We start from the raw sequence: 23,073 nt of genomic DNA on the forward strand, positions 1-23,073 counted from the left end.
TTTCCGGCCGAACTCTCAAGGTCCCGCCCGGACTACCGGGCCGCGTGGACGAAGCCCGCCGCACCGCCGCCACCTACGAGGCGCACGCCGACGCGTACACGGCGAAGTACCGCGGCGGCAGCGTCGCCGCCCGGTTCGGCGACGCGTTCCTCGAGGACCTCCCCGACCGCGACGGCAGCGACGACCGGCCCGTGCGCGTCCTCGACGCGGGCTGTGGCCCGGGCAGCGACGCCGCGGTGTTCGCCGACCGCGGCCTCGACGTCGTCGGCCTGGACGTCACGCAGTCGTTCCTCCGCGCGGCCGCCAGCGACGTCCCGGGCGCGTTCTGCCGCGGCGACCTCCGCCGCCTGCCGTTCGCCGCCGACAGCTTCGACGGCGTCTGGTGTTGTGCCGCGCTCCACCACGTCCCGAAGGCCGACGCCGAATCGGCCGTCTCGGAGTTCGCGCGCGTCCTCCGCCCCGACGGCGCGCTCTTCTGCTCGGTGAAACGCGGCGGCGACGCCGGCTTCGAACCCGACGACGACCACGGCGGCGGCGACGACCGCTACTTCGCGTACTACCGCGGCGGCGAGTTCCGCGACCTGCTCGCCGGCGCCGGCCTCGCGGCCGACGTCCGCGTCGCCGACCGCTGGGTGAGCGCGCTCGCGACGCCCGCCTGACTCGGAGTCCGCCGGACTCGGAGTCCGCCCGGCGCCTCGCGCGCCGAGACCCGACCTGCTTTGGGGCCGCGGTGCGAACGGCCCGCCATGACTCGCTTCGACGCCAGCACGGAGGCCGACCGCGTCGCGCTCGTCGCCGACGCCGTCGCCGCGCACCGCGAGCGCGACAGCGCGTTCTGCACGCTGGAGGCCGACGACGACCCCAGCGACGACCCAGCGTTCCTGCCGCCGTGGGTGCAGTACGCGGACGGCACGCTCAACCTCGACTGCACGGACGCCGAACTCGACGCGCTCTCGACGGTCGTCTCCCGGTTCGGCGCGTTCACCGTCTCCGCGCGCGAGACGATCCCCGCGGAGACCGCCGAGGAGGACCCCGGGACGAACGTCCGCGTCGAGGCGAACGCCGACGCCGAGCGGGTCGGCCAGTTCGTCGACGCCGTCTTCCGGGAGGTCTACGGCCTGCCCGCGGACTTCCGCCTGTGGGCGGTGGAGGTCTGACGAGAATCACGGCACTGCGCGAGCGGACGACTGCGACCTACTCCACCGCCTTCCAGAGCGTGTACGCGACGAACACCGCGACGTAGCCGGCGGCGACGGCGACTGTCACCGGCGTCCGGCCGAGTACCGCGATGAGCGCGACGACCAGCGGCCCGGCGAGCAGCAGACCGTCGAAGACGCGGTCGTCGGCGCCGGCTTCGACGACCTCGCCGACCACGGGAACGTCGCCGACGTTCATCGGTACAGCCCCCCGCGCTTGAACGCCGCGCGAAGCAACACCAGCACCGGGATGATCTCCAGGCGGCCGATCCACATGTTGAACAGGAACATCACCTTTCCCGCGGTCGGCAGCGACGACGGTCCCGTGATACCCGCCGACAGGCCGACGTTGCCCTGCGCGCTCGCCACCTCGAAGATGACGTTCTCGAGCGTGTACTGGCCGTCCGGCAGCACCGCCAGCAGGACGAACACGCCGAGCACGAGGAAGACGAACCACAGGAACGCGATGATGGCGGCTTCTTCGAACTCGCGGCTCGTCTCCTCGTCGTCGAGGCGTCGGCCGTTGATCTCAAGGCGACGCACAGCAGAGTTCGGGTAGAAGACGTCCGAGATGCGGTGCTGGACGCCCTTCACGAGCGTCGCGAGGCGAATCAGTTTGATGCCGCCGACGGTCGACCCCGCAGCGCCGCCGACGATCATGCCGGACGCGACCGTCAACTGCGCTTGCGCCGACCACTTGCCCAGCGCGACGTTCGTGGAGTCCACGGCGGTCTGGAACCCCGTGCAGGACATCGCGGACACGAACTGGAAGACGCCGTAGCGCGCCGCGGTCGCCCAGGAGTCGTACGTACCGCTGCTGTGGACTAACACCGTCAACAGGACCGACCCAGCGGCGAACAACCCCAGCAGCCACCGAGTCTGCAGGTCGCGGTAGAGGTTCGAGAGGTCCCCGCGCAGCATCAGGTAGTGGACTGGGAACGCGATGCTGCCCAGAGTCATGATTGGAATCAGGGTTACGTCGATGAGCGCGCTGTCGTACGTGGCGATGGAGTTGTCCGTGATGGAGAACCCGCCGGTGGCCAGCCCCGTCATCGCGTGGTTGATGGCGCCCCACAGCGGCATCCCCGCCAGCCACAGCAGGAACGTCGCGATGAACGTGAACAGGATGAAGATCCACCAGATGGTGCGCACCGTCGAGACGATGCTGGGGTGGATCTTCTCCGAGCGCGCCTCGCTCTCGTACAGCGTCAGCGACCCGCTGCCGGGCCGCGCGAGGATCGCCGTGGTGAGCACGATGACGCCGACGCCGCCCACCCACTCGATGAACGTCCGCCACCACTGGAGGGTGTGCGGCAGCGACGACTCGTCGTCGGTCATCGTCAGCCCGGTGCCCGTGAACCCGCTCATCGACTCGAAGAGCGCGTTCACTGGGTTCTGGAACGCCGCGAGCGTCGACGCCGCGCGGCCCGTGAGGTCGGGCGCACCCAGTCCGGAGGGGTCGACGGCGGCCGTCCACGCGACCAGCAGGAACGGCAGCGACCCGAACACGGCGACGAACAGCCACCCGGACGCCGCCACCATCATCCCGTGGAGCTTCCCGGGGGCGTCGGCGTCGCGGAACCGTGTCGCGAGCGCGCGCCCGACTGCCAGCGGCACCGCGGCGGACGCGACCAGCGCGGGAATCGCGTAGTATTCTCCCCACGCGAGGGGAACGGCAACGGACACGAGCATCAGGCCCGCGAGCGCCTCCAGCATTCGACCGAGGTCGCGGCCGATTGTCGCGGCGGTCCCGTTCACGGGCGACCACCACGCTGGGAGCCGCGGCGTCGCCCTCCGGCGTCGATGTGTCTCCCGGGTCCGCGACCGCAGCGGCGCTTCGATGGCACGTCGGTCACTCCTCTCTGTCCTCGTGGTGACCGAACGCGTCCGTCACCTCGGGGTCGGCGCCCCGCGCGGAGTACACCGTAAGCAGGTCGCCCGCCCGAATCTCGGTGTCGCCCCGGGGCGTGACCGGGTGGTCGCCGTCCTCGCGTTCGACAGCTACAATGAGCACGTCCTCGGCGAGCAACTGCTGTTCTGCTGCGTCCCTGAGCGTCCGCCCCGCGAGGGCTGCGTCCTCGGTGACCGTGATTTCGAACACCTCCGCCTCGTCGCCGACGCGCATGAAGTCCACGATTGCCGGGCGCGCAACCGCGCGGTAGAGGGACTCCGCGATGAGCTGCTGTGGGTTCTCCATCGTGTTCACGCCGATCTGCCGGAACAACCCCATGTGTTCGGGGTTGTGGACGACCGACAGAATCGCGGGAATCTCGAACTCCTTTGCGAGCAGGCACACCATCACGTTCGTCGCGTCCTGTTCGGTCGTCGAGATAACCGCGTCGGCGCGGTCGGCGCCCGCGTCTTCGAGAGTCTCTTTCGTCGTCGCGTCCGCGTTCAACACGAGACAGTCGTACTCGTCGGCGGCGGCGTCCGCGCGCGCTTCGTCGCGTTCGACGACGACTACCTCGTTGCCGGACCGCGTGGAGATGTCGATGAGCGGTCTGCCGATGTCGCCGGCGCCCACGACGATGATGTACATGTCGGAGGCGATTCGAATTAGCGACGCATATACGTTTGGCATTCTCGCTGGCCGACCTGCCGGCGGCGACGGCGTTCGAGTGGGGCGTGGCAGACCGAGCGTCGGCGCCGCCGGATTCGGCGGACCCGGAGACAGTCTTATTGTCGTCCCCGCGAATTCCGCGACGATGAGCATCAACTCGGACGACCGCCCGTGGCCGCAGCACCTCACCACGAGGGGCTCGCCTGGCCGGAGGACGACCCGCGCGTGCTCGTCCCGTTCCACGAGGCCATCAATCAGATGGAGACGAGCCTGCTCGGCGCGAGCGTCGCGTCCGGGTCCGACGGGGAACTCTACCTCCTGCACGCCATCGGAGGCGGTGGGACGCCGAACAGCGACACGCTCCGTGACGAGGCCGCCCTCCGGATGCGCGTCCGAGAGGAGTTCGACGTTCCCGTAGTGCAGTCTGAAGAATCGTACAGTAGCGGCGTCCTGCAGTCGCTCGTGGAGTCCTACGGCATCACGACGACGATCGTCGACCGCGAACAGGACGGGTTCTTCGCGCGCGGCAGCGACCGGCCGTCTGCGACCGACTGCCACCACGTCGTCGGCACTCGCATGGACCGCTTCCAGTCGCCGTCGAGCGTCCTCGTGCCGGTGGCGAGGGGACCTCACTCGGGGCTGGCGACGCGCGTTGCGGCGGCCGTCGCGCGCGCCTACGACTGCCGGCTGGAACTGTTCCACGTCGTCCCCGAGGACGCCTCCGAGGACGCAGTCGCGGACGCCGACGGTTTGCTGGACGCCTACGAGTACCGTCTCCGCGACGACGTCGAGGTCGACCACCACGTCACGCGCGCCCCGGACGCCGCCAGCGGAATCACCGAGCACTCCCGATACCACGACCTCACCGTCGTCGGCGCACCCGAGAAGGGGAGACTACGGCGGTTCCTGTTCGGGTCGACCGCCGACGAAGTGACCGGCGACGAGGCGTCCGGTCCCGTGTTAATGGCCCACCGGGATACCGAAGAGCCCGTGCTCTCGCGGTGGCTGTGAGCGCTCCCCCGGGGGGCGGTCACGTCTTCCAGTACGATCTCGTCAACAGCACGAGCACCGGGAGGATTTCGAGGCGACCCACCCACATCAGGCCGACCATGAGGAGTTTCGTCGTGGCCGGCAGGAACTCGTAGAACCCCATCGGACCGACCGCGCCGAACCCCGGGCCGACGTTCCCGAGGGTCGCGGCGACGGCGCTCATCACTTCCAGCGCGGACAGCGTCTGTTCGATGCGCGTCGAGTCCATTGCCACGAACACCGAGCCAGCGACGAACAGCGCGAAGTAGACCGCGGTGAACGCGTAGATGCCGCGAATCGCCTGCTCGTCGAGCGCGCGGCCGCCGAGGCGCACTGGCTCGACGGCCTCCGGGTGGACCGTCGTGAACAGTTCGCGCTTGAGGCTCTTCAGGATGACCAGCCACCGCACCATCTTCACTGCGCCGCCCGTCGACCCGGCGCTGCCGCCGAGGAAGATGGCGACGAACAGGACGTACTGGGCGGCGCCGCCCCACTGCGCGAAGTCCATGCTCGCGTACCCGGTGGTGGTGACGATGGACACCGCCTGGAACGCCGCGTGCCGCAGCGACGGTTCGAGGTCGCCAGCGACGGGGCCGACGACAGTGTCAAGCGCCGGCCCCGTGAACAGCAGGCCGGCGATGAGCGCAGTGGCGGTGCCGAGCACGCCGAGGTAGAACCGGAACTCAGCGTCACCGAACAGGGCGTCGCGGTCGCCCGTCAGCGCCTGCCAGATGAGCGCGAAGTTCGTCCCGGCGGCCACCATGAACGGCACGATGACCCACTGCACGACCCCCGAGAACGCCTCGATGGAGCGCGCTTCCGGGCTGAAGCCGCCGGTCGCCATCGTCGTGAAGCCGTGCGCGACGGCGTTGTACAGCCCCATGTTCGGCGCGAAGCCGGCGTGGTGGAGGCCGTACAGCAGCAGGACCTCGACGGCGGTGATGCCGGCGTACGCCAGCCAGAGCACGCGCGCGGTCTCCGCGATGCGCGGCGTGAGCTTCTCGATGCCCGGTCCCGGCGCCTCGGCCTCCATCAGCTGCGCGCCGCCCACCGAGAGCTCGGGGAGGATGGCGACCGCGAGCACGACGATGCCCATGCCGCCCAGCCACTGCGTGAGCTGGCGCCACAGCAGAATCCCGTGGGAGTGCGTGTCGAAGGAGATGTCGCCCATCACGGTCGCGCCGGTGGTCGTGAACCCGCTCGTCGACTCGAACAGCGCGTTCACCGGGTCGCCGAGCGTCGAGGCCGGAGCGGTCGCCGCCGCCACGCCCGGGACGCCGTGGGCGGCGAACAGGTACGGGAGCGCGCCGACGAGGCTGACCGCCAGCCACGTCGCCGCGACCATCAGGAAGCCCTCGCGGGCGCCCAGGTCGTCGGGGTCGCCGAGGCGCTCCAGGGCCGCGCCAGCGACGAGCGCGACGGCGACGGTGACGACGAACGCCGCGACGCCGCCGTCCCCGTAGTAGGCGGCGACCGCCAGCGGCAACAGCAGCGGCACGCTCAGCCACTTCACGACCGTGCCCGTGAGAGCCGCGCTCGCGCGCCAGTTCACGCGGAGGCGGGTCGGCGTCAGCCAGTCGCGCACCGCGCTCATGGCCGGCTCGTCGGTCCGCGGGCGGTCATAGCTTCGCGGTCACCTCGTCGACGACGTCCGCCTCCGCGAACGCCACCACGTGGTCGCCGACCTCCACGACCGTGTCGCCGCGCGGCGTCACGTAGCCGCCGTCCCGCGTGATCGCGGCGATCACGACGCCGTCGGGGAGGTCGCCGTTCACGTCGCGCAGCGGTCGTCCCGCGAGCACGCTCTCCTCGTCGACCTCCACCTCGACGACCTCCGCGCCGCCCGGCTCGATGATGGCGACGTTCTCCGCGCGGCGCTCGCGCGTGAACCGCGTGATCTCCTCGGCGGTGACCCGGCGCGGGTTCACCGCGACGTCGACGCCGACGGTCTCGAAGAGGTCGACGTACCGCGCCTGGTCGACCACCGCGATGGCGCGGTCCGCGCCCGCCTGCTTCGCGAGCAGCGCCGCCAGCAGGCTGCGCTCGTCGCTGCCGAGCGTCGCCACCACCGCGTCCGCGTCCTGGACGTGCTCCCGGGAGAGGAACTCGGGGTCGGTCGCGTCGTGGCTGAACACGGTCGCCGACGGGAGGCGCTCGGCGAGCTCGCGCGCGCGCTCCGGGTCGAACTCCACGATGCGCGGCGTGATGCCGCGGTCGACGAGCTGTTCGGCGGTCAGCTCGGCGGTCGTCGACCCGCCGACGATGACGACGTCGTCGACGCGGTTGCCGGCGCGCTCGGGGTCGACCGCGCGCGAGAACTCGCGCACGCTCGCCGGCCGCCCGACGACGACCACGCGCGAGCCGCCGTCGATGACGGTGTCGCCGCGCGTGACCTTCGCGTGGTCGGCGCCCTCGGGGACGACGGCGACGAACGTCAGCTCGTCGAAGCGGTCGGCGTCCGCCACCGTCTCGCCGGCCAGCGGGCTGTCCTCGGGGACGTCGAACTCCGCGAGCTCCACGCAGCCGCCCGCGAACGGGTCGACCTGACGCGCGGTCGGCAGCCCGACGACGCGCACGATGGTCTCCGCGGCGAGCAGCTGGGTGCACACCATGAAGTCCGCGCCGAACGCGCCCTGGTGTTCGCGCCACGTGTCGAGGTAGTTCGTGTCCTCGACGCGCGCGATGGTGAACGCGTCGCTGACGGTCTTCACCGTCGCACAGACCGCGAGGTTCGTCTCGTCGTCGTCCGTGCTCGCGATGACTACGTCCGCCAGCCCGACCTCCGCATCGGCGAGCACGTCGAGGTCGGTGCCGTCGCCGGTCACCGCGAGCACGTCCTCTGCGTACGTCAGGGACTCCACGCGGTCGGGGTCGAGGTCGACGACGACGACCTCGTGGGCGTCGGAGAGGCTGCCGGCGATACTCGACCCGACCTCGCCGGCGCCGACGACGAGGATGCGCATCACCGCATCACTCCTTCCTGCATGGGGGGTACGTGACCTGCCTCCGTCAATAGCCCTTCGGAACGCCGACCGGCCGCCGGCGGGTGCGACCGACTGCAACGTTTATTGTTACCTGTGACACACGTCGGGTGAGAGATGCCGGTGGACGAACCCCCGATCCGGGTGCTCCTCGTGGACGACGACGCCGCGTTCGCCGACCTCACGGCGGAGTTCCTCGAGCGCGAGCGCGAGGACTTCGCCGCGACCACGCGGTCGAGCGCCGACGACGCGCTCGAGTACCTCGCGGCGAACCGCGTCGACTGCGTCGTCTCCGACCACGACATGCCCGGCCGGGACGGCCTCGAACTGCTCGACGCCGTCCGCGAGGCCCACCCCGACCTGCCGTTCGTGCTGTTCACCGGCAAGGGCAGCGAGGAGATCGCCAGCGACGCCATCTCCGCCGGCGTCACCGACTACCTCCAGAAGGAGTCCGGCACCGACCAGTACGCCGTCCTCGCGAACACCGTCCGGAACGCCGTCGAGAAGCGCCGCAGCGAGCGCGCCCTCCGCGAGGAGAAACACCTCCTCGAGCAGGTGCTCGCGACCACGCCCGGCTCGGTCGTCTTCCGGCCGGACGGCACGGTCGCGTCCGCGACCGACCGCGCCCGCGCCACCCTCGGCCTCGCCGGCGACACCCCCGAGACCCCCGACTGGGAGTTCGTCACGCTCGACGGCGACCCCCTGCCCGACGACCGCCACCCCGCGCGCCGCGTCGCGCGCACCGGTCAGCGCCTCTACGGCGAGCGCCTCGGCGTCGAGTGGCCGGACGGCTGGCGGAAGTACCTCGTGTTGCACTGCGCGCCCCTCTTCGACGACGACGGCGACGTCGACCGCGTCGTCGCGTCGTTCACCGACGTCACCGACCGCGTCGAGGCCGACCGCGAGGCCGAGCGCGCCAGCACCATCGTCGACGCCGTCGGCGACGCCGTCTACACGCTCGACGAGCGCGGCGAGTTCACGTTCGTCAACGACGCCTTCGAGGCGCTCACCGACCGCGACCGCGCCGACCTGCTCGGCGCCCACTGCTCGGTCGTCATGGACGACGACGCCCTCCGGGAGGGAACCGAGATCATCGAGGACCTCCTCGCCGGCGACCGCGAGTCCGGCCTGCTGGAGCTGCGCGTCGACGACTGGGCGGCCGGCGTCGAGCACGTCGAGTGCCACATCGCGTTGCTCCCCCACGACACCGACTTCGAGGGCACGGCGGGCGTCGTCCGGGACGTCACCGAGCGCGAGCGCCGCGAACGCCGCCTCCGGGAGAGCGAACAGAAGTACGCCACGGTCGTCGAGGAGGCCAGCGACGCGGTCGTCATCGCGCAGGGCGACGAACTCCGGTTCGGGAACCCGCGAGCCGCCGACATCCTCGGCCTCGACCAGGGCGACGTCGAGGGGACGCCCGTCGCGGACATCGTCGCGCCCGAGGACCGCGAGACCGTCCTCGACCGCCTCCGGCGGCGGCTCGCCGGCGAGGACCCCGAGGACCGCTACGAGTTCCACGCGCTCACCGCCGACGGCGACCGCGTCCCCCTCGAGTTCACCGCCGCCCGAATCACGTACGACGGCGACCCCGCCGTGCTCGCCATCTGCCGGGACGTCTCCGAGCGCCGCGAGCGCGCCCGCGAGCGCCGCCAGTACGAGACCATCGTCGAGACCGCGCCCGACGGCGTGTTCATCGTCGACGAGGAAGCCAACTACGTCGGCGGCAACGTCGACGGCGCCGGCGTCCGGGACGCCGACCTCGCGGGCCGCAGCGTCCCCGAACTCGTCGAGGACGGCGTCTTCGACCCCGAGGTGGTCCCGCGCTACCGGGAGACGGTCCGCGAGCTCCTGGCCGCCGACGACGAGGACGCCAAGGGCAAGTTCGAGTTCCACGTCTCCCCCGCCGGCAGCGACGACGAGCGCGTCGTCGAGTGCCACCTCGCGCTCCGCCCGCACGACGACGAGTTCAGGGGGACCATCGGCGTGCTCCGCGACGTCACCGACCGCCGGCGCCGCGAGCGCGAACTCGAGCGCCAGAACGCGCGCCTCGACGAGTTCACGAGCGTCGTCAGCCACGACCTCCGCAGCCCCCTCAACGTCGCCACCGGCTGGCTCGACCAGTACCGCGAGACCGGCGACGGCGACGCCCTCGACCGCGTCGAGCGCGCCCACGGCCGCATGGCGGACATCCTCGACGAACTCCTCGCGCTCGCGCGCGAGGGCGCCGACGCCCGCGACACCGACGCCGTCTCCCTCGACGCCGTCAGCGCGTCCGCGTGGGCGTCGGTCGCCACCGGCGACGCCAGCCTCGCCGTCGACGCCGACGGCCACACCGTCGACGCCGTCCGCGGGCGCCTCCAGCAACTCCTCGAGAACCTCTTCGCGAACGCCGTGGAGCACGGCTCCCCGAGCCCTGACTCGCAGGCGCGAGGCGACCGCGCGACGGCCGCCGACGGCGGCGACGGACTCGCGGTCACGGTCGGCGTCCTCGAGGACGACGACGGCTTCTACGTCGCGGACGACGGCGCCGGGATCCCGGCGGACGAGCGCGAGGACGTCTTCGAGACGGGGTACACGACCAGCAGCGACGGCACGGGGTTCGGGCTCGCCATCGTCGACCGCGTCGCGGACGCCCACGACTGGGACGTCGCCGTCGCCGACAGCGACGCCGGCGGCGCGCGCTTCGAGTTCCGCACCGGCGACTGACCGGGCGGCCGGCCACCGGCGGCCGGCCGCTGCGACACCCGTTTGAGGCCGACGGCCCTACGCGTCCACATGCGTCCCGGTCGCCGCGCCGCGTTCGCGCTCGTCGGCGTCGCCGCGTTCCTCGGGTACGCGGCCGCCGCCGGCGTCGTCCTCCTCGGCGTCGTCGCCGCGCTCTCCCTGGACGTCCGACCGGCGGTGGCCCTCGCCGTCGCCGCCGGCACCGTGCTCGCCGTCGGCTACCTCTCCTACCGCGCCGGCACCGCGCGCGTGCTCGCTCAGCTGAACGCCGTGCCGCTGTCCCCCGGGCGCGCCCCGGGCGCCTACGACCGCCTGCACGCGCTCGCCGACCGCATGGGCGTCGAGCCGCCGACGCTGTACGTCGCCCGCCTCGCCGCGCCGAACGCCGTCAGCCTCGGCGGGCCCGGCGGCGCCGTCGTCCTCGACGAGTCGCTGTTCTCCATCCTCCACGCCGACGAGTTCGAGGCCGTGCTCGCGCACGAACTCGCGCACGTCGAGCGACGGGACGGCCTCGTCCAGTCGCTGGCGTACACGGTCGGCCGCACGCTCGCGTCCTTCCTCGCCGTGCTCGTGTTGCCCGCCGTCCTGCTCGTGCGCGGCGGCGACCGCCTGCTCGCGTGGGCCAGCGGCCGCCCCGGCGAGCGCGGCCTCCCCGTCCACGAGCGCGTCGGCCGCGTCGTCCTCGTCGCGGTCCTGCTCGTCAGCGTCCTCGTCCGCGCGCGCTCCCGGAAACGCGAGTTCGCGGCCGACGACCGCGCCGTCGACGTCACCGGCCGCCCGCTCGCGCTCGCGTCCGCGCTCCGGAAGATGGAACGAGCTACCCGGCCCCGCGGCCTGTTCGCCGTGCTCGCGCCGCCGCGTCGCGAGCAGGCCGACGCCGACCGTTGGCTGTCCACGCACCCCGCGGTCGAGGACCGCGTCGAACGCCTCCGCGAGCGCGCCAGCGAGGACACCCACCGCGTCGAAGTGCAGTGACGCCGCCGCCGGCCGCGGGACGGCCGGAGCGTGCCGGCAGGGGGCCGCCGCGCTGTCTCCGCCGACGGCCACAAGGAATACGGGGCGACGGACGCAGTCCTCTCCTGTCGTTGCTGTCCCTCCACATGAAGTACCTGTCACGTGCCGCGGAGATACGGCGGAACCAGGGCGCGGCGCGCCTCGCACGCCGGGCCGCTCGGGTCGCGGCGAACAGGGTCGAACAGGCGAGGCGGCGCGCGGTCGGTGAGCTCAGGCGGACGTACGACCTCAGTGGACGGACCGACGCCGACCCGCGAGCGGTCCGTCGGGCCGGCGTCGACGAGATCGAACACGTCGTCGCCACGCGGCTCGAGCCCCGCCGCTCCGGTCGGCACTTCGAGCTGGTACGCCACCCCCCAGCCGTCCGGTACGCCGACTTCGGCGACGTCCTCGCGGGCGACTGGGACCGTGAGCGCGTGCCGATCACGGAGTACTCGGAGTGGGACCTCGTCGCCGCCCTCTTCGACGAGCAGGCGGACTGGGAGGAGACCCAGCTCTACGAGGACTGCCTCGACCGCTTCCGGCGCGGGCGACAGGTCTGGGGGTGCGCGTCCGAGTCCGAGCTGCTCGACCGGGTCGGGTACCTGCAGCGACTCGGGGCGTCGATCGAGTCCGACGGGTACCGCCGCGACGTCGAGGCCCGTGACGCGGTCGGGACCGAGCGCGTGAGCGGCGAGCATCCGGACGAAGTGATCGTCGACGTCGGCCGCGACGGGACGCTCCTGCACTACTCGAACGGCCGGCACAGGCTCGCGCTCGCCCACCAGTGCGACGTGGACGAGATCCCCGTGCTGGTCCGCCTCAGACACACCGCGTGGCAGGCGGTCCGAGACCGGGTCCGGTCGGCCGACTCGCCAGCCCAGTTGCGCGACCGGAGCCGCCGTCACCTCGGCCACCCGGACCTCCGCGACGTCGAACCGGAGTGACGACTCACGGCGCCGACCGGTGGAGTGACGGCTCACGGCGCCGACCGGTGGGTCCTACGGGCGCGGACGCGCGGAGCGCCCTCGCCGGGCGGTCGTCGGTGTTCGGTCGGGGCGGTCGTCGGTGTTCGGTCGGGGCGGTCGTCGGTGTTCGCGTCGGGGAGTCCTCGCTTCGCGCCGGAGTGACCCCGCGACTCGTCGCGGGCGGCCTGCGCGGACCGATGCGGTCCGTGCGAACTGCGCGACGGACGCACGCGCTCCTGGCCGAACGACCTCGCTCGCCGCCGAGCGTCCGCAGAGAAGACAGCGAAAGGGGGAACTTCGCGCTAGTCGCCGCCGCCGAACATCTCCCGCATCATCGGGTGCATCTCCATCATCTGCTCTTCGGCGATCTCCTCGTAGAGCTTGTACGTGATGGAGATGGTCAGCAGCAGGCCGGTGCCGGTGACGTCCCCGATGGTGCCGAGCATGTTCGCCAGCACGGCCAGCAGCCCGACGAGCGCGCCGCCGAGCACGGTCACCTGGGGGATGTACCGCTCGAGGACCTTCTCGATGACGCCGAGGTTCTTCCGGAACCCCGGAATCTGCATCCCCGAGTTCTGGATCTGGCGCGCGGTCGCCTCCGGCCCCATGTCCGTGGTCTCCACCCAGAAGATGGCGAAGATGGCGCCGCCGACGATCATGAACGTCAGGTCGACGGCGATGCGGATGGCGATCTGCCAGGGTTCGGCGGTCGTCCCGCCGAGCCACCACATCCACGCCTGCCGGTTGTAGATGGGCGCGAAGTAGTAGAACAGGCCGCCGACGGCGGTCCCGTCCGAGTAGACGCCCGCCCACGCCGGCAGGCCGGTCGTGGAGTTCAGGATCTGGCCCAGGAACTGGATGTTCGCCTGCAGCGCGCGCACGAGAATCATCGGCAGGACGCTCGCGTAGATGAGCTTCACGGGGAACCGGCCCCGTGCGCCCTTCACGCGAGCGTGACTGAGCGGAATCTCGACGCGCACGCTCTCGGCGTACACGACGGTCACGTAGATGAGGAACGTCGTGATGAGGCCGAGGATTCCCCCCTGGATCAGGACGAACGAGATGCCGTCCATCGACAGCAGGGGCGGGATGTTGCCGACGCTGCCGGTCGCGAGGCTGACCCAGTTCGGGATCAGCCCCTGGTTCGGGAACTGCCCCTCCCAGAACAGGAACCCGCCGACGAGGCGCTGGCTGACCCCCGCGACGATGAACAGGCCGATGCCGGAGCCGACGCCCCACTTCGAGATGACCTCGTCCATGAACAGCAGGAGGATGCCTCCCGCCGCGATCTGGGCGAACAGCAGCACCTGGACGCCGAACGAGCCGACGCCGAGGCTCGCCGCCAGCGCCGGGTCCGGTCGGAGGAAGTTCCCGAAGAACACCATCGGGATGCCCGTCAGGAACACCATCGCGATCACCAGCACCTTCTGGAGGCCCTGGTAGATCGCCTGGTCGCGGGGGTCGTTGGTGTCCAGGCCGAGCAGGTTCGCGCCGCCGAGCAGCTGGAGGACGATGCTACCGGTGACGATCGGGCCGATGCCGAGCTGCAGCACCGTTCCCTGTCCGCCGGCGAGCAGACTCCGGAACTGCCCGAACAGGTCGTTGCTGGCGCCCGTGTCCAGCCCCCAGAGGGTGACGTTCGTCAGGAAGAAGTACAGGACGAGCACGCCGAGCGTCCAGTACATCTTCCGGCGGAACGGCACGTGGCCCTCCGGCCGCTGTACCGCGGGCATCCGCGTCAGGACCGGTGCGGCAGCCTCCTTCCATCCCATGGGTTACTCCTCGCTGTCCTCGCTCGCGCGCTCGGAGACGACGGCGTCGCCGCCCTCGCCCTCGATGAGGTCGACGGCGCCCGCGGTGAACGCGTCCGCCGTCACTTCGAGCTGCTCGTGGACCTGTCCACCGCCCAGTACCTTCACGACGTCGGCCTCCCAGCCGTCCTCGGCGACGTCCCGCGCGTCCACGCGGTAGCCGAAGTCCGTCTCCTCGGCGACGCCGTCCGCGACGAGCACCGCGATGTCCTCGTCGAGCGTCTGGACGGACACCTCGCGGACGTCGCGCTCGGTCTTCTCCGGGCGCTTGAAGCCGCTCTTGCCGACGTCCTCGTAGTTGTGTTGTTCGTGTTTCTTGCGGCCCGCGCGCCCGCGCCCGCCTCGGTTGCCGGCGCCGCGGCGGTTCTTGTGGGTGCCGCCGCCGTGCGTGCGGGAACCGCGTTGTCGTCGTTTCTTGCTGGTCATGGTTAGCGCATGTCGGTGAGGAGGCTGTCTATCTCCTCGGTGCTGTGTCTGCCGAGCTGGCCGCCGTCGCCGACGGGCTGCTTGATGCCGTCGTGGCCGCCGCGCGGCGGGTGCAGGCGGAGGACGGGCGCGAGCCCCTCCTCGCGCAGCGTCGTCTCCTCGTCGAGCAGCGCGCCCGCGAGGTCGTCGACGTCGTCGTAGGCCGTGTTCTCGGCGACCCACTCGTCGTCGACGGCCGCCGACCCCTCCGCGGGCTCGGCGCGCGACTCGAGCAGCGTCGCGAGCACGTCCCGGCTCGGCTCGCCGAACGCCACGTAGTCGTTGACCTTCGCGACCATCCCCTCGTACGTTTCGGTCTCGGGGACGAGCGCGCAGTGGTTCACGCTGTGGATGTTCAGCATCGCCAGCGTGTCCGTGACGTCCTCGCTGACGTTGACCTCGCCGCGCAGCTGGACGACCGCCTGCATCACTCGATCACCTCGCGCTGCTCGTGGGCGTGCTGGGGGACGCGGGCCTCCGCGGTCTTCCGGAGCGCGTTGAACGTCGCCTTCGCGAAGTTCACGGTCGTCCGGGTCTTCCCCGAGGAGCGCGTCCACGCGTCCTCGATGCCCGCCAGCTCCAGCACGTGCCGGACCGTCTCGCCGCCCGCGAGGCCGAGGCCGCGCGGCGCGGGGATCAGTTCGACCTCGACGCTCCCGGCCTGCCCGGTCGTCTTCAGGGCGACGGTGTGGGGGCGCCCACAGCCGCACTCCCAGGACCCGCAGCCGCGGGAGACGTCGATGATGTTCAGCTTCGCTACCTCGATCGCCTTCTGGATGGCGCCGCCGACCTGGTCGTCGCGGCCCTCCGCGTAGCCGACGTAGCCGTCGCGGTTGCCGATGACGACCACGCAGCGGAACTTCACGCGGCGGCCGGAGTCGGTCATCCGCTGGACCATGTTGATGTCCAGGACCTCGTCGTCGAGCCCCGGGAGGAGGTTGTCGACGATCTCCGGCTCCTTCAGCGGCAGGCCGCTGTTCAGCGCCGCGTCCATGTCCTCGATCTCGCCGTCCTTGACGAGGCGACCCAGGCGAGTCTTCGGTTGCCAGGTGTCGTCGTAGCTCATTCGTTGTCCTCCGTGATTGCCTCCCTGACCTCGTCGAAGTGGGCGGGAAGCTCGGTCGCGTCGAAGTCGCCGCTGTACAGCGGCTCGTCGAGGGACTCCGCGTACTCCGCGATGTGTTCGCCCCGCGTCCGCGACCAGTCCGCGAGGACCGCGTCGTTGTGCGGCACGTCCAGGCCGGCGTCGATCGCGCCCTCCTGGACGGCGAACACCTTCGAACCGGGAGTCGCCGTGTTGAGGCCGATGTCGAGGACGGCCTCGTCGACGTCAGTCTGTTTCGCTCGCGTCCCCGCCAGCAGCCCCGTCAGGTACGCCGCCGGCAGGTTCCCCGTCGGAGCCTCCCAGCCGTACTCGGCGAGGTCACTGGAGTTCGCGCTCGCGATCGTCTCGTCGCCGCTCGGGCCGGTCACGACCAGCTGCGCCGTGACGTGCTTGTTGCTCTTCCGAGCAACGAGCCGAGGTTTCCCTGACTTCAGGAGGCGCAACCTCTGGTGGTAGTCGGTCCGGGCCTCGCGGCGTCGCCGCATCGGCACGTTGTACCGTGGTCCAGTCGCCATTAGGTGTCACCGTAGTTCTCGTCGATGTAGTTCTTGAGGCGGCGGACGCTGTCGAACTCGCCACCGTTGGCCTTGTTGTAGAGCTCGCGGTACTCCGAGGGCGACAGCTCGCCCTCGTCGCGGAGCTCCCGTAGCGTCCGTCGCTGCGCGCGGATGCGGTCGGCGTACGCGTCCTTCTCGTCGTGACGCGCGCCGGCCTTGCCCTTGCGGTTGCCGGCGCCCTTCTGGTGGCCGTACGACCGCTTCGCGTCGCGCTCGCGTGCGCGACCGCGCGAGTTGCCCTGCGTCTGTTCCGCCTGAATCGCGCCCTCGTCGACGAGCTCGCGGACGTCCTCTCGCGTGATCGCGTCCGCGATCTCGGACTGGGCGTCGGGGTCGAACCAGACGCGGCTCTCGCCGACGTCGAGGACGTCGGCCGCGAGCCGCTTCTGTGCGCTCAGGTCAGTCATTCCTCTGCCTCCACTTCGACTTCCACGTAGGTCGGGTTCAGGACGCGGATGCCCGCCTCCTCGGCCTGCTCCTCGATGCGTTCGCGCTTGCGCGCGCCCACCTTCGAGGCGATGCGGGCGGCCTCCGTGTCCGGGTCGATGCCGTCGAGGTCGTCGACGTTGTGCACGCGGACCTCCTCGAAGCCGCTCGGGTGCTTGCCGCGGACGGCCTCCGGCGTCCGGAAGCCGGCCTCGACTTTGTCGCCTTTGCCCTTCACGCCGCGGCGCTGCTTGGACAGCTGGCCGCGCGGGCGCCGCCACGACTCCGGGGTGCGCTTTTTCTTGTGGTAGTCCTGGCGGTTGAACTGCGGCTTGCCCTCGCGGCGCCGCTTGTCCAACAGCCGCTGCTCGTCGTCGCCGAGGTCCGGGGTCTTCTCCGCGAGGCCGCGCGGACGGAGCTCCGTCTCGACGTCCTCCTCGGCTTCCTCGGCTTCCTCCTCGGGCTCGGCCTCCTCGACCTCGGCCTCCGTCTCGGCCTCGACCTCGAGGCCGCCGACGTCCGCCTTGATGCGGGCCGCCAGCGCGTTCCCGACGCCGTCGACGTCGGCGAGCTCGCCCTGGCTGGCCGCCTGAACGTCCTCGACGGTCTCGTAGCCGGCGTCTCGGAGCGCCTCGGCCTTCGACGGGCCGACGCCCGAGATGTCCTCCAGTTCCGTCGGCGCGTCGGTGTCTTCGTCTGCCATCTATCAGGCACCTCCCTTCGCGGGTTTCTCGACGATGTACACGCCGTCCTGGAACACGCGCGTGTCCTTGTCGGTGACGCGCGTGAGCTGTTCGATGTCGGCCGCCGTCTGGCCGACGTCCTCGATGCTCGGGCCCGAGAGAGTCACTTCCTCGCCGTCCACGGCGACCTCCGTGTCGCCGCGGACCGGCGTGCGCCGGGGTGCCTTCTCGCCGAGGAAGTTCTGGATGACGACCTCGTCGCCCTCGACTTCCACCTGCATCGGGAAGTGAGAGTAGTGCACCTGCAGCCGGTACTCCCAGCCCTCGGTGACGCCGTGGAACATGTTCTCCACGTGGCTCTCGAAGGTCCCGACCGTGGACAGCGTCTTCGCGTCGTCGCTGTCGCTCTCGACGACGACGACGCCGTCCTCGACGGCGACGTCGACGTCCGGGTACCAGAGCCGTCGCGTGACCGAGCCCTCGGGACCGTCGACGGTGAGGTCGAGGTGGTCGACCTCCGCCGTCACGTCGTCCGGAATCTCGATTTCGACTCGTGCCATGGTTAGTATACGTACGCGATGACCTGGCCACCGATGCCCTCCTCGCGGGCGTCGTAGTGGCTCATGATGCCGTGGCTCGTCGTCACGACGAGCGAGCCGTAGTCGCGAGCGGGGAGGTATCGCTTCTCCCACTTCTCGTAGCCGTCCGCACCCACCGAGTACCGGGGGGTGACGGGGCCGCACTCGTTGATGGCACCTTTCAGTTCGACCTCGAACTTGCCGGCCTTGCCGTCGTCGACGAACTCGAAGCCGTCGATGTACCCGCGGTCGTAGAAGACCTCGAGGACGGAGCCGACCATGTTGGAGGCGGGCGCTACCGTGTGGTTGAGGTGGCCGACGCTCTCGGCGTTGTCGATGCCCGAGAGCGCGTTGGCCAGTGGGTCGTTCGCAGTCATTGTTAGCTGTACTTCTTGAAGCCCATCGAGCGGGCGATCTCGCGGAAGCACTGTCGACACAGCCAGATGTCGTACTTGCCGACGAGGCCCTGCTTGCGGCCGCAGCGCCGGCACTCGTGTGTCTGGCCCGTCTCCTCGACTTCCTCCGTCTCGCTCATTCGTTGACCTCCACGTCGAAGTTGGACTCGAGGAACGCGACTGCGTCCTCGACGTCGAGTCGGTGGTTCGACGGGATCTGGCGGGTCGCCTTGTCGCGCTTGGAGACGCGGTAGCCCGGACGCACGAGGTTCACCGTGACGTCCAGCCCGTAGATCCCGACGTTCGGGTCGTACTCCTGGCTCGGGAAGTCCGTGTGCTCCTGGATGCCGAAGCTCACGTTCCCCGTGTCGTCGAACTGGCGCTCGTTCAGGTCGGCGTTCGGGAGCGCGCGCTCGAGGAAGTCGAACGCGTCGTCGCCCCGGAGCGTCACCTTCGCGCCGATCGGGTCGCCCTCGCGGATGCCGAACTCGGGTTCGGTCCGCTTGGCGGTCGTCCGAACGGTCTCCTGGCCGGTGATCTCCTCGAGGATGTCCTCCGCGTTCTGGAGGTCGACGCCGCCCTGGCCGACGCCCATGTGGACGACGACCTTCTCGACGCGCGGCTCGCGCATCTCGTGGAAGTCGGTCTCGGCCTCGCTCATTCGCCATCACCCGGGAGGTCGGCGTCGTCGCCGACGAAGTTCTCGTCGATGACGACGACGTAGTCCTCGACGGTCTCGAAGCCGCCGTCGGCGGTCGTCACGCGGACGGTGTTGTCCGCGCTGCCGGGCTGGACCTCGATCTCCTCGACGCGGCCGACGTCGCCGGCGTGCTGGCCGGCGACCGCCGTGACGAGCGCGCCCTCCTCGTACTCGAAGTGGGCGACGACGTCGCTGGTCTCGTTGTCGACGACGACGGAGTCGTTGCCGCTGTAGACGTCGTCCTCGACGACGAGGTTGCCGCCGTCGTGGAGGTTCAGCTGGGTCCGTCCGCCGGCGACGGTCGTCTTGTCCGTCACCTTGCTGAGCTTGCTGTCCGCCGCGTCCGCGTCGATCGGCGTGAGGCCGAGGCGGCCGCCCTCGTCCGGGAACACCCGGTAGTACTCGTCGCGCTCGGGGAACGCCAGGATGTCGAACATCCCGATCGGGCGGTTCACGTCGCCGACGCTGTCGCCGTTCACGAGCACGCCGTCGGTGTTGACGGCGTACTGCGCTTCGCTGGCGTCGTCGACGTAGCCCAGGACGTCCCGGAGCACGACGACGAGCGGGACCCCGCTCTCGCCGTGCGGACCGGCCCCGGCCTTCGCGGTGAACGTCTCCGTCTTCCGCTCGACGGGCCAGGACTTCGGTACCGAGAGTCGCTTCTGGTGGTTCGTCATTCGTTGTCACCCTCGAGTCGCTCGGCGCGCACGTCGTCTTCGAGGTCGAGGTCGGTGACGCGGAGGTTGCTCGCGTCCAGCGGACGCTGGACCTCCTCGCCGTCCGCCTTCTCGACGGTGACGTCCTCGACGCGCACCGTCTCCGACCGCAGGTCGACGTCGACGACCTCGCCGGACTCGCCGGCGTCGTCGCCGCGCATCACCTCGACGGTGTCGCCGACGTTCACGCGGACGCGGCGCCGACCGTACTCCTCGCGGAGCTCCTCGGACAGCGTCGAGTGCACCTGCTTCTGTCGCTCGTGCAGCGACGCGCGCTCCGAACTGCCTCGCTGTTTGCGTGGTTGTTCGCTCATGGTTCTATACGATCATCGTCGCGGTACTCGCGATGGTACCGTACCGTTCCGCCACCTCGCGCGAGATCGGGCCCTTGATCTCGGTCCCGCGAGGCTCGCCGAGGTCGTCGATGACGACCGCGGCGTTGTCCTCGAACTTCACGCGCGTGCCGTCCGGCCGACGGATGGGCTTGCGCTGCCGGACGATGACTGCCTCCAGTACCTGGCGGCGCATCTCCGGGGTGCCCTTCGTCACCGAGACGGTGACGGTGTCGCCCAGCCCGGCTTTCGGGTGGCGGTTCTTCGTTCCCTGGTAGCCCTGCACGCTCGTGATCTTGAGTTCGCGTGCGCCCGTGTTGTCCGCACACGTGATCAGCGAACCCTTCTCGAGTCCCTGCGTGACGTCGGCCTTGATGGCTTCCATCAGGCGTCACCTCCCTCGGTGACTTCGACGACCACGTGGGACTTCGTCTTCGAGAGCGGTCGGGTCTCTGCGATGCTGACCGTGTCGCCGACGCTGATGTCGAAGCACTCCGGCGCGTGCGCCGGTACTCGGGACCGGCGTTTCATGTACCGGTCGTACTTCGGCACGAACACGTCGTACTCGCGCTCGACGACGACGGTCTTCTCCATGTCTGTGGAGGCCACTTCGCCCTCGAGAACCTGTCCGCGCACGGAGAGTCCCCCGTGGAACGGACAGTTCTCGTCAGAGCACGTGTCCTCCGGTTCTGTTACGTTCAGTCCTATCGCCATTTCGAATCAACTCCGTTCTCGGAGCGAGTTGCGGGTCGTGAGAGCAACGCGACCCCATCCACCGTAACGTAGGCCACGCCCTCGCCAGTGGTTTGGCCGGAGCCACCTGCAGGTTCGGACGCGGTCCCGGACGTCTTCGCGACGTCCGCAGCTTCATCTGTGAGTCGGAACTCGAATGTCGTCCCCCGCTTGGGGACCTGCGTGACGCCCGAATCGCGCTCCGCGCGCTCGCGGCCGTCGCCGCTCGCGTCCGGGGCGCCGTCCGCCCCGCTGTCGACGACGAGCGTCCGCATCGTCTCGCGGACGACCTCGCCCTCGATGCCGACCCGCGACGGGTCGGTCGACTCGACGACCCGCACGTGCAGGCCGACGAGTTCGTGTCGCGGCAGCGTCTCGGGCGTCACGGTCATCATTCGCTCTCTGTCTCCGCGTCGTCGAGGTCGCCTTCCTCGCGCTGGATCGTCTTGATCCGCGCGACGGTGCGACGCAGTTCGCCGATGCGGCCGGGGTTGTCCGGCGCGCCACCGGCGGCCTTCACGGCCTTCGCGTTCAGCAGCTCGGTCTCGATGTCCTCGAGTTCCGCCTCGCGCTCTGCCGGGGTCATGTCCCGGATCTCCTCGGTGTGCAGGATCGCCATTACTGCTCACCCTCCTCGTCGGACTCGTCGTCGGAATCCTCGTCGGACTCGTCGTCGGAATCCTCGTCGGACTCGCTTTCGGTCTCCATCTCCTCGAGGAGCGCCTCGGCGGTCTCCTCGGTCTCCTCGTCGAGGTCGTCGAACTCCTCGTCGACGGGTTCGCCCTCGACTTCCTCCGCGAGCTCGTCGAGCTCTTCCTCGACGTCGCCGTCGGCGTCCGGCGGCGACGTCTCGGCGGCGCCCTCCTCGCTCTCGACGACTTCCTCGACGATCTCCTCGGCCGCGAGGTCGCCGTCCGCCTCGGTCGTGGCGGCCTCGTCGGCCGGCTCGCCCTCGGGGCCGCCGGCCTCCTCGGCGTCGCCCTCGCCCTCGAGGAGCTCCTCGAGGTCCTCGGCGTCCTCCTCGTCGACGACCAGGTCCTCGATGTCCGCTTCCTCGTGGATCTCGAAGTCGTCGGGGAGCTTCGCGTCCGGCGGGATGATCTTCACGCTGACGCCGATGGTGCCGAGCTTCATCACGGCGACGCCCTTCCCGTGGTCGACGATCTCCTCGGCGGGCTCGCCGTTGTGCTTGATGTAGCCGCGGTTGAACTTCTCGACGCGGCCGCGGTTGCCCGTGACCTTCCCGCTCAGCACGATCTCCGCGCCGAGCGCGCCCGCCTCCATGATGCGGTCGATGGTCGTGTGGCCGGCCTTCCGGAAGTACCAGCCGCGCTCGAGCGCGTTCGCGAGGCGGTCCGCGACGATCTGGGCGTTCAGGTCGGGCTCGTCGACCTCCTGGACGTCGATCTGCGGGTCCTCGAGGTCGAAGCGCTCCTCGAGCTCGCTCGTGATCTTCCGGATGTTCTTCCCGCCCTTGCCGATGACCATCCCGGGCTTCTCGGCCTTCAGGACGATCTGCATGCCCATCGGCGTCGGCGCGAGCTCCATGCCGCCGTAGCCGGCCCGCGCCAGCTCGTCGGCGAAGAACTCGTCGATCTGGGAGCGCTGGATGCCCTGCTCGATGAACTCCATCTCGTCGGCCATCAGGCGCTCACCTCCTCGCTGTCGGGCTCGGCGACGACGACTTCGACGTCACAGAGCGTCGTGTTCCAGGGGTCGGCTTTCCCCATCGCGCGCGGCTTCCGGCCGACGCTCTCGTCGACCTTGTGCGGCGCGACGTGCTCGATGACCATCTCGTCGCTGTCGAAGCCCTGCTGCTCGGCGTTGTTCGCGACGTTCTCGAGGAGCTTCAGGAAGTCCTTCGAGGCCTTCTCCGGGTACCGTCCGGCGTCCCAGCCCTCGATGTCGCTGCGGTGGCCGACGCCGCTGTTGTGCTGCTTGAACGGCACCGACTGCTCCTCGTCGACGACCGCGTCGAGGTACTCGCGCGCCTCGGCGACCGTCTTGCCCTTGAGCTGTCGGGCGATGGCTTTGCTGTGCTTCAGGCTGATGGGCCGCTCCCGGAGCATCGCCTTCGCGGTCGAGTCCGGGTCGGTGTCCACGCTGTAGCTGATTCCCATGG

30 protein-coding genes are annotated in these 23,073 nt (G+C 70.4%); 6 read left to right on the top strand and 24 right to left on the bottom strand.

Annotated features, from left to right (window positions below):
• Positions 1–44: 44 nt before the first annotated feature.
• Positions 45–659, top strand: coding sequence for a class I SAM-dependent methyltransferase (locus U5911_RS08290; protein WP_336036522.1), 615 nt, complete (start codon positions 45–47; stop codon positions 657–659).
• A gap of 87 nt (positions 660–746) precedes the next feature.
• On the top strand, positions 747–1,157 hold the full coding sequence (locus U5911_RS08295; protein WP_336036523.1) for a DUF7975 family protein: 411 nt from the start codon (positions 747–749) through the stop codon (positions 1,155–1,157).
• 37 nt (positions 1,158–1,194) lie between these two features.
• Here U5911_RS08295 and U5911_RS08300 read toward each other — a convergent pair whose 3' ends face one another.
• The 3 genes from U5911_RS08300 to U5911_RS08310 form a co-directional block, all read right to left on the bottom strand.
• Positions 1,195–1,395 (bottom strand): hypothetical protein, encoded by a 201-nt coding sequence (locus tag U5911_RS08300; protein WP_336036524.1) that lies wholly within the window; start codon positions 1,393–1,395, stop codon positions 1,195–1,197.
• Positions 1,392–2,954 carry a TrkH family potassium uptake protein gene (locus U5911_RS08305; protein WP_418771525.1) on the bottom strand — a complete coding sequence of 521 codons (1,563 nt, stop codon included), beginning with the start codon at positions 2,952–2,954 and terminating at the stop codon, positions 1,392–1,394. Before U5911_RS08305 ends, U5911_RS08300 begins: the two co-directional genes overlap by 4 nt.
• 94 nt (positions 2,955–3,048) lie before the next feature.
• Positions 3,049–3,735, bottom strand: coding sequence for a potassium channel family protein (locus U5911_RS08310; RefSeq protein WP_336036714.1), 687 nt, complete (start codon positions 3,733–3,735; stop codon positions 3,049–3,051).
• 192 nt (positions 3,736–3,927) lie between these two features.
• On the opposite strand from U5911_RS08310, the gene U5911_RS08315 reads away from it, so the two are divergent.
• On the top strand, positions 3,928–4,767 hold the full coding sequence (locus U5911_RS08315) for a universal stress protein (RefSeq protein WP_336036525.1): 840 nt from the start codon (positions 3,928–3,930) through the stop codon (positions 4,765–4,767).
• A gap of 19 nt (positions 4,768–4,786) precedes the next feature.
• On the opposite strand, the gene U5911_RS08320 is transcribed toward U5911_RS08315, so the two are convergent.
• Positions 4,787–6,379: a TrkH family potassium uptake protein gene (locus U5911_RS08320; RefSeq protein WP_336036527.1), complete on the bottom strand. Its 1,593-nt coding sequence runs from the start codon at positions 6,377–6,379 to the stop codon at positions 4,787–4,789.
• Positions 6,380–6,404: 25 nt separating this feature from the next.
• The gene (gene trkA, locus U5911_RS08325) at positions 6,405–7,748 is read right to left on the bottom strand and encodes a Trk system potassium transporter TrkA (RefSeq protein ID WP_336036528.1); all 1,344 of its coding nucleotides are present in this window, start codon (positions 7,746–7,748) and stop codon (positions 6,405–6,407) included.
• A gap of 135 nt (positions 7,749–7,883) precedes the next feature.
• Here trkA and U5911_RS08330 point away from each other — a divergent pair, with 135 nt between their 5' ends.
• From U5911_RS08330 to U5911_RS08340, 3 genes are all read left to right on the top strand, one after another.
• A complete protein-coding gene (locus U5911_RS08330; protein ID WP_336036529.1) occupies positions 7,884–10,472 on the top strand; it encodes a PAS domain S-box protein in 2,589 nt (862 codons plus the stop codon).
• A 69-nt stretch (positions 10,473–10,541) separates the two neighbouring features.
• Positions 10,542–11,465, top strand: coding sequence for a M48 family metallopeptidase (locus tag U5911_RS08335; RefSeq protein WP_336036530.1), 924 nt, complete (start codon positions 10,542–10,544; stop codon positions 11,463–11,465).
• A gap of 125 nt (positions 11,466–11,590) precedes the next feature.
• A complete protein-coding gene (locus U5911_RS08340; RefSeq protein WP_336036531.1) occupies positions 11,591–12,430 on the top strand; it encodes a hypothetical protein in 840 nt (279 codons plus the stop codon).
• Positions 12,431–12,753: 323 nt separating this feature from the next.
• Here the strand turns inward: U5911_RS08340 and secY are convergent, their stop codons facing one another.
• Genes secY through U5911_RS08435 form a run of 19 tightly spaced genes read right to left on the bottom strand, consistent with a single transcriptional unit; the run spans position 12,754 to position 23,071 of the window.
• On the bottom strand, positions 12,754–14,223 hold the full coding sequence (gene secY / locus U5911_RS08345; protein WP_336036532.1) for a preprotein translocase subunit SecY: 1,470 nt from the start codon (positions 14,221–14,223) through the stop codon (positions 12,754–12,756).
• Between the two features lie 3 nt (positions 14,224–14,226).
• Positions 14,227–14,688 carry an uL15m family ribosomal protein gene (locus tag U5911_RS08350; protein WP_336036533.1) on the bottom strand — a complete coding sequence of 154 codons (462 nt, stop codon included), beginning with the start codon at positions 14,686–14,688 and terminating at the stop codon, positions 14,227–14,229.
• A 2-nt stretch (positions 14,689–14,690) separates the two neighbouring features.
• Entirely contained in the window at positions 14,691–15,155 is a 465-nt protein-coding gene (rpmD, locus tag U5911_RS08355; protein ID WP_336036534.1) for a 50S ribosomal protein L30, read from the bottom strand.
• Positions 15,155–15,793, bottom strand: coding sequence for a 30S ribosomal protein S5 (locus U5911_RS08360; RefSeq protein WP_336036535.1), 639 nt, complete (start codon positions 15,791–15,793; stop codon positions 15,155–15,157). The genes rpmD and U5911_RS08360 overlap by 1 nt, the downstream gene beginning before the upstream one ends.
• Positions 15,790–16,347, bottom strand: a complete 558-nt coding sequence (locus tag U5911_RS08365; protein ID WP_336036536.1) for a 50S ribosomal protein L18 — start codon at positions 16,345–16,347, stop codon at positions 15,790–15,792. Before U5911_RS08365 ends, U5911_RS08360 begins: the two co-directional genes overlap by 4 nt.
• Positions 16,347–16,796 carry a 50S ribosomal protein L19e gene (locus U5911_RS08370; RefSeq protein ID WP_336036537.1) on the bottom strand — a complete coding sequence of 150 codons (450 nt, stop codon included), beginning with the start codon at positions 16,794–16,796 and terminating at the stop codon, positions 16,347–16,349. The genes U5911_RS08365 and U5911_RS08370 overlap by 1 nt, the downstream gene beginning before the upstream one ends.
• Positions 16,793–17,518 (bottom strand): 50S ribosomal protein L32e, encoded by a 726-nt coding sequence (locus tag U5911_RS08375; RefSeq protein WP_336036538.1) that lies wholly within the window; start codon positions 17,516–17,518, stop codon positions 16,793–16,795. The genes U5911_RS08370 and U5911_RS08375 overlap by 4 nt, the downstream gene beginning before the upstream one ends.
• Positions 17,519–17,521: 3 nt before the next feature.
• Positions 17,522–18,058, bottom strand: a complete 537-nt coding sequence (locus U5911_RS08380; RefSeq protein ID WP_336036539.1) for a 50S ribosomal protein L6 — start codon at positions 18,056–18,058, stop codon at positions 17,522–17,524.
• Between the two features lie 2 nt (positions 18,059–18,060).
• Positions 18,061–18,453, bottom strand: a complete 393-nt coding sequence (locus tag U5911_RS08385; RefSeq protein WP_336036541.1) for a 30S ribosomal protein S8 — start codon at positions 18,451–18,453, stop codon at positions 18,061–18,063.
• A gap of 2 nt (positions 18,454–18,455) precedes the next feature.
• Positions 18,456–18,611 carry a 30S ribosomal protein S14 gene (locus U5911_RS08390; protein ID WP_167246145.1) on the bottom strand — a complete coding sequence of 52 codons (156 nt, stop codon included), beginning with the start codon at positions 18,609–18,611 and terminating at the stop codon, positions 18,456–18,458.
• Positions 18,608–19,132, bottom strand: a complete 525-nt coding sequence (locus U5911_RS08395) for a 50S ribosomal protein L5 (protein ID WP_336036543.1) — start codon at positions 19,130–19,132, stop codon at positions 18,608–18,610. The genes U5911_RS08390 and U5911_RS08395 overlap by 4 nt, the downstream gene beginning before the upstream one ends.
• Entirely contained in the window at positions 19,129–19,848 is a 720-nt protein-coding gene (locus U5911_RS08400) for a 30S ribosomal protein S4e (protein WP_336036544.1), read from the bottom strand. The genes U5911_RS08395 and U5911_RS08400 overlap by 4 nt, the downstream gene beginning before the upstream one ends.
• Complete coding sequence (rplX, locus tag U5911_RS08405) at positions 19,845–20,201, bottom strand: 50S ribosomal protein L24 (RefSeq protein ID WP_336036545.1); 357 nt, start codon at positions 20,199–20,201, stop codon at positions 19,845–19,847. The genes U5911_RS08400 and rplX overlap by 4 nt, the downstream gene beginning before the upstream one ends.
• Positions 20,202–20,205: 4 nt before the next feature.
• On the bottom strand, positions 20,206–20,604 hold the full coding sequence (locus tag U5911_RS08410; RefSeq protein ID WP_336036547.1) for a 50S ribosomal protein L14: 399 nt from the start codon (positions 20,602–20,604) through the stop codon (positions 20,206–20,208).
• Positions 20,604–20,933, bottom strand: coding sequence for a 30S ribosomal protein S17 (locus tag U5911_RS08415; protein WP_336036548.1), 330 nt, complete (start codon positions 20,931–20,933; stop codon positions 20,604–20,606). The genes U5911_RS08410 and U5911_RS08415 overlap by 1 nt, the downstream gene beginning before the upstream one ends.
• Positions 20,924–21,346 (bottom strand): ribonuclease P protein component 1, encoded by a 423-nt coding sequence (locus U5911_RS08420; protein ID WP_336036549.1) that lies wholly within the window; start codon positions 21,344–21,346, stop codon positions 20,924–20,926. Before U5911_RS08420 ends, U5911_RS08415 begins: the two co-directional genes overlap by 10 nt.
• Positions 21,343–21,570 carry a 50S ribosomal protein L29 gene (gene rpmC / locus U5911_RS08425; RefSeq protein WP_336036550.1) on the bottom strand — a complete coding sequence of 76 codons (228 nt, stop codon included), beginning with the start codon at positions 21,568–21,570 and terminating at the stop codon, positions 21,343–21,345. Before rpmC ends, U5911_RS08420 begins: the two co-directional genes overlap by 4 nt.
• Positions 21,570–22,595, bottom strand: a complete 1,026-nt coding sequence (locus U5911_RS08430; protein ID WP_336036551.1) for a 30S ribosomal protein S3 — start codon at positions 22,593–22,595, stop codon at positions 21,570–21,572. The genes rpmC and U5911_RS08430 overlap by 1 nt, the downstream gene beginning before the upstream one ends.
• On the bottom strand, positions 22,595–23,071 hold the full coding sequence (locus tag U5911_RS08435; RefSeq protein WP_336036552.1) for a 50S ribosomal protein L22: 477 nt from the start codon (positions 23,069–23,071) through the stop codon (positions 22,595–22,597). Before U5911_RS08435 ends, U5911_RS08430 begins: the two co-directional genes overlap by 1 nt.
• Between the last annotated feature and the right edge of the window lie 2 nt (positions 23,072–23,073).

Source organism: Halobacterium yunchengense, from assembly GCF_037031165.1.
GTDB lineage: Archaea > Halobacteriota > Halobacteria > Halobacteriales > Halobacteriaceae > Halobacterium > Halobacterium yunchengense.

Bases quoted from the DNA above. Each gene is read 5' to 3' on its own strand.
- U5911_RS08295 (WP_336036523.1), top strand. From the start codon at position 747: ATGACTCGCTTCGACGCCAGCACGGAGGCCGACCGCGTCGCGCTCGTC.
- U5911_RS08300 (WP_336036524.1), bottom strand. From the start codon at position 1,395: ATGAACGTCGGCGACGTTCCCGTGGTCGGCGAGGTCGTCGAAGCCGGC.
- U5911_RS08310 (WP_336036714.1), bottom strand. From the start codon at position 3,735: ATGTACATCATCGTCGTGGGCGCCGGCGACATCGGCAGACCGCTCATC.
- U5911_RS08320 (WP_336036527.1), bottom strand. From the start codon at position 6,379: ATGAGCGCGGTGCGCGACTGGCTGACGCCGACCCGCCTCCGCGTGAAC.
- trkA (WP_336036528.1), bottom strand. From the start codon at position 7,748: ATGCGCATCCTCGTCGTCGGCGCCGGCGAGGTCGGGTCGAGTATCGCC.
- U5911_RS08330 (WP_336036529.1), top strand. From the start codon at position 7,884: ATGCCGGTGGACGAACCCCCGATCCGGGTGCTCCTCGTGGACGACGAC.
- U5911_RS08335 (WP_336036530.1), top strand. From the start codon at position 10,542: ATGCGTCCCGGTCGCCGCGCCGCGTTCGCGCTCGTCGGCGTCGCCGCG.
- U5911_RS08340 (WP_336036531.1), top strand. From the start codon at position 11,591: ATGAAGTACCTGTCACGTGCCGCGGAGATACGGCGGAACCAGGGCGCG.
- secY (WP_336036532.1), bottom strand. From the start codon at position 14,223: ATGGGATGGAAGGAGGCTGCCGCACCGGTCCTGACGCGGATGCCCGCG.
- U5911_RS08350 (WP_336036533.1), bottom strand. From the start codon at position 14,688: ATGACCAGCAAGAAACGACGACAACGCGGTTCCCGCACGCACGGCGGC.
- rpmD (WP_336036534.1), bottom strand. From the start codon at position 15,155: ATGCAGGCGGTCGTCCAGCTGCGCGGCGAGGTCAACGTCAGCGAGGAC.
- U5911_RS08360 (WP_336036535.1), bottom strand. From the start codon at position 15,793: ATGAGCTACGACGACACCTGGCAACCGAAGACTCGCCTGGGTCGCCTC.
- U5911_RS08365 (WP_336036536.1), bottom strand. From the start codon at position 16,347: ATGGCGACTGGACCACGGTACAACGTGCCGATGCGGCGACGCCGCGAG.
- U5911_RS08370 (WP_336036537.1), bottom strand. From the start codon at position 16,796: ATGACTGACCTGAGCGCACAGAAGCGGCTCGCGGCCGACGTCCTCGAC.
- U5911_RS08375 (WP_336036538.1), bottom strand. From the start codon at position 17,518: ATGGCAGACGAAGACACCGACGCGCCGACGGAACTGGAGGACATCTCG.
- U5911_RS08380 (WP_336036539.1), bottom strand. From the start codon at position 18,058: ATGGCACGAGTCGAAATCGAGATTCCGGACGACGTGACGGCGGAGGTC.
- U5911_RS08385 (WP_336036541.1), bottom strand. From the start codon at position 18,453: ATGACTGCGAACGACCCACTGGCCAACGCGCTCTCGGGCATCGACAAC.
- U5911_RS08390 (WP_167246145.1), bottom strand. From the start codon at position 18,611: ATGAGCGAGACGGAGGAAGTCGAGGAGACGGGCCAGACACACGAGTGC.
- U5911_RS08395 (WP_336036543.1), bottom strand. From the start codon at position 19,132: ATGAGCGAGGCCGAGACCGACTTCCACGAGATGCGCGAGCCGCGCGTC.
- U5911_RS08400 (WP_336036544.1), bottom strand. From the start codon at position 19,848: ATGACGAACCACCAGAAGCGACTCTCGGTACCGAAGTCCTGGCCCGTC.
- rplX (WP_336036545.1), bottom strand. From the start codon at position 20,201: ATGAGCGAACAACCACGCAAACAGCGAGGCAGTTCGGAGCGCGCGTCG.
- U5911_RS08410 (WP_336036547.1), bottom strand. From the start codon at position 20,604: ATGGAAGCCATCAAGGCCGACGTCACGCAGGGACTCGAGAAGGGTTCG.
- U5911_RS08415 (WP_336036548.1), bottom strand. From the start codon at position 20,933: ATGGCGATAGGACTGAACGTAACAGAACCGGAGGACACGTGCTCTGAC.
- U5911_RS08420 (WP_336036549.1), bottom strand. From the start codon at position 21,346: ATGATGACCGTGACGCCCGAGACGCTGCCGCGACACGAACTCGTCGGC.
- rpmC (WP_336036550.1), bottom strand. From the start codon at position 21,570: ATGGCGATCCTGCACACCGAGGAGATCCGGGACATGACCCCGGCAGAG.
- U5911_RS08430 (WP_336036551.1), bottom strand. From the start codon at position 22,595: ATGGCCGACGAGATGGAGTTCATCGAGCAGGGCATCCAGCGCTCCCAG.
- U5911_RS08435 (WP_336036552.1), bottom strand. From the start codon at position 23,071: ATGGGAATCAGCTACAGCGTGGACACCGACCCGGACTCGACCGCGAAG.